This window comes from Helicobacter sp. MIT 03-1616, from assembly GCF_000765685.2.
Lineage (GTDB): Bacteria > Campylobacterota > Campylobacteria > Campylobacterales > Helicobacteraceae > Helicobacter_C > Helicobacter_C typhlonius.
Genome location: NZ_JROY02000016.1, coordinates 20466 through 27577, shown reverse-complemented (window position 1 = coordinate 27577; position 7112 = coordinate 20466). Strand labels below are relative to the sequence as shown.

The following is a 7112-nucleotide window of genomic DNA, read 5'->3' as shown; positions in this document are numbered from 1 at the left end:
TACACCTACAAGTGCAAATGTGGTAAAAAATAGACCGATTATATAGGGCAGAGTGAATCCTAATGATAAATCTTTCAAATATACATTAAGTAGAGCACACGATATGAGAAATTACTCTATATGCCTTACTTAATCTTTAACATCAAGCAAATAACTCGTATCAATCTCAAAGTCAAAAAATTCGGATTCAAACTTACTATTGGCAAGCCTATCATAATGCTGCGTGGCTGCCCGCATATTTTTGCCCTCTTGGTAGAGTAGTCCTAGCGCATAACGAGCTTCAAAATTTGTAGGAGATTCATTTTTTGTAAGCTGCAACAACGCCACGGCGTTTTCGTGGCGATTTGCGCCCATAGCCGCAATAGCGGACAAGAAACGCGTTTGTGAATCTTCCTCGTGCAAGTCATCAAGCAGTGAGTTATACAGCGCGAAAGCCTTTTCAAAGTCATTACTATAAATATTTGAAAGTGCTAAGGCTTGTAAAATGCCATTATTTGTGCGTGTCTCAACAACGAGCCTTGCTTCTAGCTCCTCTTGGATTGAGCGCAAAGAGCCCGTTACAAATCCCACATAGATATACAACTCACGCGCAAGAGATGGTCCATAGTAGATAGAATTCATATCGAGCTTTTTATCCTTATACATTGCATTCATTTGCAGGGCAACATCTTTAAGATTTAGTCTAAAACGTTTGCCTAGCTCATACATCGTATTTGCCACCACATCTTTTGCATAGATCTTTTTCAAATACTCAAACGCATCAACTAGCTGCTTATCATTGTTTGTATATATCGCATACACCGCTTCGAGCGCGAAATAGATAGGTTTGCGCTCAAAAACAGGCTGCTTTTTCATATCATTAAGCCAATCAAGCGAATCTGCCGGAGCATCACTTGTATAGCGAAAAAGCGAAAGTAAAAATTGATTCTCGACCTGATTTGTGAAATCAATCTCTGCTAAATCATTTGAAATGGAGTTAATCAAGCGCGCCCTGTCTCTGTATGTCAGCTCCGCGCACATAAGCGCAAAAATTCCCGCCATAGTGTTGTTTGAATCTAAATGATATGCACGAATAAAATGCAAATATGCATTGTCAAAATCGTTCATCTGTGCATACAAAAGCCCAACATCATAGTGCAAAACAGAATGATTTGGATAAGTTTTAAGAGATTTTTCCATTGATTTAATCGTATCGCGTATATCCTGATTAAGTGCCAAAGAGCGCAGATCGTTCGCAAGATGATTATTAATCTGCGAAACCTTTTGCCCCTCTTGCAATATACTCTTTGCGCTCTCTATATTGCTCGAATACGCATTAAGATTCCCATCATCAATAATCGCCAAAGCCTGTTTAGCATCAAAAACTAAAAATGGAGCATAATAAAACAGAATCTTATAGCCAAGCATTTTATTATGTTCAAAGCGACGATTCCAAAAATTCTCTTGGGCAAGATTGATGTCAAACAACTCATCGCGCAACTTCGCCTTGATAGGATACACATCAAATACCTTTGCGTCCTCCTCTTTCGCATTGAGCCTATCTAAAATCAGCGCACCTTCTTTGTAATTCCCCCCCTTTAGCTCAATAAGCTGTAAAGCCATTAGAGCCTGTGGGTCGCCCGGGTGGGCACCAAGGTATTCATAAAGATACTGCTTTGCCTGTCCATATTCGCCAAGTCTAGCGTGCAAAAGTGCAATAGCGAGATTATCGTCCCTATTTGAGGCTTGTTTGAGCTGTGCGAGGGCATTATACTCATCGCCAAAAATCAAAAATACCTCCGAGGCGAGTCTTTTAGATTCTGTGCTGTAACTTTGAGAGCTAGGATTTAAAAAAGGCGAGAGAGATTCAAAATAGAATCCTTTGTAATACTGCAACAATCCATAAAGATAAGAATAAAGCGGTTGATTTGCTGTGTGATACAAATAATTTGAGCTAATGCCGAGATAGTATTCATACAGATTCATATCGCCGAGCATATACGCGCTATATGCAGCATTAAATGCACTCACGCTAATATCCTCTCCCACGCTAATTGCGCCATCAAAGGAATTAATCGCCTTTTGATAATCCCCCTCTTTTATTTTAATCACGCCCAAATTATAATAAGCAATTGATTGCGAATAAGCAGCGATACTATCAAAAATATCTAATGCCTCTAGCTTATCGCCCTGTTCGTAAAGAATATTTGCCTTTTTTATCATATTGCCAAGCTCGGTATCATCAACTTCAAGTCGTTTTGGTCCGCTCAAAATTGGGGCTGGTTGGACAATCTTGCGCGAAATCGGTGGTGGAGCACTCTCCTCTTTTTCATCATCTCCGCTTAACGCAAATATGATAAACACAATAATAAGCAACAAAACAAGCACCGCTATGACGATAAGCCCTATCAATAATAACTTATTCTCTTTTACCTGCGTGAGTAGGGGTTGAATCCTCCCTGTTACTTGCGCAAGGAGAGCTTTTACCTTGCTTTCTTTTGCTTCAGCTGGTGTTTCTTTACTAGATTCAGTATTTTCTCCCTCCGGTGCAGAATCCACATTTGTAGATTCTGCATTGTCTTGTGGTTGTGAATCTTGGATTTCTAAACCATCGCCGAGATTGTTTTCATCTACCATAACACACCCTTAGAGGTATTTTTGTAACACATCGGGGATAGCTATATCGCCATTAGCCTGTTGATAGTTTTCCATAATCGCAATAAGTGTGCGTCCCACCGCTAAAGATGAGCCATTGAGCGTATGCACGAGTGCGTTTTTACCTTTTTCTTTATAGCGGATTTTTGCTCTACGCGCCTGAAAATCACGCGTATTTGAGATAGAACTAATCTCACGATAGCAATTTTGCCCGGGTAGCCACACCTCAATATCAATCGTATTACTCGCGCTAAAGCCCAAATCCCCACCACATAGCTGCACTAAACGATGAGGAAGATTGAGTGCGCTTAAAATATCACTTGCGGTTTGCACCATTTTTGCCTGCATTGCTGCACTTTCATTTGGGTGAGTGATAGCCACAAGCTCCACCTTATCAAATTGATGTTGGCGTATCATACCGCGTGTATCGCGCCCAGCACTCCCGGCTTCTTTGCGAAAACAAGGCGTGTGTGAGGTAAGCATTATAGGTAATTTTTCGCTTGGGATAATACTATCTTGGTAAAGATTTGTGAGCGTGATTTCGGAAGTGGAGATAAGATACAAATCATTTTCACTTTCCTCATCATCAAAATGAGAATCCACCTTAAACATATCGTTTTCAAATTTAGGTAGCTGCCCTGTGCCAAAAAGTGCGCGAGCATTGACAATCACGGGAGTTACAACAGATTCAAATCCTGCCTTTTGGTTACATTCAAGCATAAAATTAATAAGCGCACGATTGAGCCTTGCACCCATACCGCGCAAAACAGAAAAGCGCGACTTTGCGAGTTTCACACCAGATTCAAAATCTATCCAGCCATTTGCCACGCCTAGTTCCCAATGCTCCTTTGGGGTAAAATCAAACACTTTAGGGGCAAGCACCTTTTTAATCTCTATGTTGTCGTTTTCGTCTTCACCCGCTGGAGTAGCAGAATCTGGGAGATTTGGGATATTGTAAAGAAAATCTTGTAGTTTAGTTTCTATGGTATTTAGAGCAGATTCTGCTTTATTTATAGCGATTTTATTTACATCAAGCTGCGGTTTTAAATCATCAATTAAATCTTGGCAACCACCACTTCTATACCATTGTCCAATCTTTCGCGAACCATCATTTTGAAAGGCTTGGAGATCCTCAAGCTCTTGCTTGCAGGTTTTGTAAGAAATAGCGAGGTTTTTTAGTTCATTCAAAGTCTCTTTGCTCACTTTCTTAATGCTTAACTGCTCACATACTCGCTCATAATCATTCACTAAAGCCTTTGTATCAATCATCTACCGCCCTTATTTGCAAATTCGTTATTGTAGCAAAAAAGCATTTTTTATTCCTAAAAGGCGCGTGAAAAATATATGCCAAATGTCGCAAAATTACTAAAGTTATTATAAAATGCGCGTTCTATTCTACTCTCAAAGTGTGCGGGATAACGCTTTGTATAAACTTAAGGTGTGCTATGTTTGGTGTTGGTATTTTTGAAATCTTAGTTATTCTCATCGTGGCAGTAATTGCTCTAGGTCCAAACAAACTACCACAAGCCATAATCGATATTGTGAAATTCTTTCGTGCGGTAAAAAAAACTATGGCAGAGGCAAAGGATACTTTTGATAAGGAAATTCAACTATCAGAAATCAAAAAAGAAGCACTCAAATACAAGGACACACTCACAAATGAGGTTAATAAGCTCACCAAGGATATGGAGCTTGACAAACTGCGCGAGATAAGCACGGATTCTGTTGTGAAGCCACTGCAAGATGCCACAAAGGAGCTAGAGCAATCCACGCAGGAGCTAAACTCCACCTTGCAAACACTCAATACCGAAATAGGCTACGATAAACCAAACACGACACAAGTGAGTGCCACACCAGATTCAAAAGATATAGAATCTACAAAATCTTTAGAAGATTCAAAGGTTATAACTCCAAGTGAGGCGCAAGATTCACACCATATGCCAAAACAAGAAAAGGATAGTTAGAAATGCTAGAAGATTTAAAGCCCCACATAGAAGACTTACGCAAAAGGCTTATAATTAGCATCAGTGTGCTTTTTATAGCCTTTTGTGTCTGCTTTGTCTTTTGGGAGCATATCTTCGCCTTTATCAAAACACCGCTAGATTCGGTTTTAGGGCACGATGTGCGCGGTAAATTTATCGCTTCAGGTATGATAGAGGGTGTATTTATAGCGATGAAATCCGCCCTATTTGCTGCACTTGTCATCTCTATGCCGATTATTTTTTGGCAGATATGGATTTTTGTCGCACCGGGCTTATATAAACACGAAAAAAAAGTGGTAATTCCCTTTGTAATTTTTGGCACGACAATGTTTGCTGTGGGTGTGATTTTTGCCTACTATGCAGTGCTGCCCTTTATCATCAAAAATGTTTTACTCTTTGGCAACGACCAATTTGAAGCCTACATTACCGCGGAGAATTATTTTAGATTCTTTACGCGCTTGGTTATTGGCTTTGGCATTGCCTTTGAATTACCCGTGCTGTGCTTTTTTTTAGGGCAAGTGGGACTTATCACAGATGAAAGCCTCAAAAACTTTTTTAAATATGCAGTTGTGCTAATTTTCATCATCGCCGCGCTCATCGCCCCACCCGATGTAATTTCGCAGATTCTATTAGCCATACCGCTTATTATGCTCTATGGGGTCTCAATTTTTGTGCTAAAATTTGTAAATCCTGCGCCAAAAGAACAAGAAATTGATGATGAGGGGGACGACATAGAGGATAGCTCACAGAAGGCGCAAGTATGAGCTATAATCCAAGCGATTTTTTGCTTTCAAATTATGATTACAACTTGCCACAAAATGCCATAGCACAAAATCCAGCCAATCCGCGAGAGAATGCAAAACTTCTCGTATATGAAAGAAGCAGTGGGCGCATTATCCATAGCGATTTTTATCATTTTTGTGATTTTGTGCCACAAGATACGCTCATCGTGATGAATGATACAAAGGTATTAAAAGCTAGAATCTACGCGCATAAACTCGATTCAAACACACAAAGCCTCAGTCAAAAAAAATATGAAATATTTTTTCATAAAGCTCTAGATTGTGTTAATCCCACAAATCATCCTGCGAGTGCTACGCGTTTCCTCGCACAAATCAAGGGACGTGTGAAAATAGGCAGTAGGCTTGTGCTAAGTTCAGAATCTAAAGCAGACAACGCAAATATAAGCCATACGCAGCACAGCGCAAATCCCCCTATAATCGCGGAAGTCAAGGAATGCCTTAGAAATGGATTGCGCGTAGTATGCTTTATGCAAGGGGAGAAAATCTTATCTTACCTCGATGTGCTTTCTATGCTTGAAGTGTGCGGACATATCCCCCTGCCACCATACATTAAACGCGATGATAGTTTGAGTGATGAAACATTTTATCAAAGCGTGTTTGCGCACAATCTCGGCTCAATCGCCGCACCCACCGCTTCATTGCACTTTAGTGAAAGGAGTTTAGAATCTCTTCAAAATTGCTTTGAAACTTGCTTTATTACCTTACATATTGGTGCGGGAACATTTATGAGCGTGGAGAGTGATGATATTCGTCAGCACGAGATTCACACAGAAACCTACTCATTAGAGAAAAATTGTGCAAATGCCATAGAAAATGCGCGCAAAGTATTGTGTGTTGGCACGACAAGTGCTAGATGTGTGGAGCATTATATGCGATGTAAGAGTCTAAGTGGGGAATGTGATATGTTTTTATATCCTAGTGTGGAATTTAAACGCGTGGATTATCTGCTGACAAATTTTCATCTCCCAAAAAGCACCTTGCTTATGCTCGTGAGTGCGATGATAGGGCGGGAGAAATGCCTTGAGCTTTACACACTTGCTCTAAGCAAGGGGTATAGATTCTATTCTTATGGTGATGGAATGTTAATACTATGATGGACTTAAAAGAACGACTAAACAATCAGCGCATTTTTCTGCCTGAACTCTGCTACAAGCACCTTGCAACCTTTGGCGAGGAGCTTTTGAAATGGAATAAGATTCACAATCTCACAGGTGCAAGCAGCATCGAATCTGTGGAAGAAAATATCTATGATTCACTCTATCCCATTAAGTTTATCGATGATTTTGATAGTTGTCTAGATATAGGCTCTGGAGGCGGATTCCCCGCTATACCCTTGGCTATTGCCTATCCTCACTCGACTTTTTTTCTCACAGAGCCAAGACAAAAACGCGCTTCATTTTTGCAACATATTGCTTTGCAGCTTGGCTTAGAAAATGTGCGTGTAAAGACATTACCCATACAGGAATTGCCAATTAGTGAGGTGAATAATATTGCGCTTGTTACCTCACGCGCCCTTATGGACGCAAAAATGCTTATCACATTATCGCGTAAATTTATGAAAAGCGATGGGTATTTTTTGCTCTATAAAGGCACGCAGTTCCGCAAAGAAATGCCGAGTATGAGCGTAGAGGAATGCTTCGTGCGGGAAAATCGCATTTATTATTACAAACATAGTCGCGACATATAGGATCTA

Annotated in this window: 5 protein-coding genes and 1 pseudogene; 4 read left to right on the top strand and 2 right to left on the bottom strand. The window is 40.2% G+C overall.

Annotated features, from left to right (window positions below; genetic code table 11):
- Positions 1 to 129: 129 nt before the first annotated feature.
- Both LS67_RS09130 and serS read right to left on the bottom strand, forming a co-directional pair.
- Positions 130 to 2616 (bottom strand): tetratricopeptide repeat protein, encoded by a 2487-nt coding sequence (locus LS67_RS09130; protein WP_034328139.1) that lies wholly within the window; start codon positions 2614 to 2616, stop codon positions 130 to 132.
- A gap of 9 nt (positions 2617 to 2625) precedes the next feature.
- The gene (gene serS / locus LS67_RS09125) at positions 2626 to 3903 is read right to left on the bottom strand and encodes a serine--tRNA ligase (RefSeq protein ID WP_034328137.1); all 1278 of its coding nucleotides are present in this window, start codon (positions 3901 to 3903) and stop codon (positions 2626 to 2628) included.
- 176 nt (positions 3904 to 4079) lie between these two features.
- Between serS and tatB the strand changes: the two are divergent.
- From tatB to rsmG, 4 genes and pseudogenes are all read left to right on the top strand, one after another.
- Positions 4080 to 4278: pseudogene (gene tatB / locus LS67_RS10275) on the top strand (Sec-independent protein translocase protein TatB); the annotation flags it as partial.
- Positions 4279 to 4600: 322 nt separating this feature from the next.
- Positions 4601 to 5380, top strand: a complete 780-nt coding sequence (gene tatC / locus LS67_RS09115; protein ID WP_034328133.1) for a twin-arginine translocase subunit TatC — start codon at positions 4601 to 4603, stop codon at positions 5378 to 5380.
- Positions 5377 to 6513 carry a tRNA preQ1(34) S-adenosylmethionine ribosyltransferase-isomerase QueA gene (queA, locus tag LS67_RS09110; protein ID WP_034328131.1) on the top strand — a complete coding sequence of 379 codons (1137 nt, stop codon included), beginning with the start codon at positions 5377 to 5379 and terminating at the stop codon, positions 6511 to 6513. The genes tatC and queA overlap by 4 nt, the downstream gene beginning before the upstream one ends.
- Positions 6513 to 7106, top strand: coding sequence for a 16S rRNA (guanine(527)-N(7))-methyltransferase RsmG (gene rsmG, locus LS67_RS09105; RefSeq protein WP_231944765.1), 594 nt, complete (start codon positions 6513 to 6515; stop codon positions 7104 to 7106). The genes queA and rsmG overlap by 1 nt, the downstream gene beginning before the upstream one ends.
- Positions 7107 to 7112: the final 6 nt, after the last annotated feature.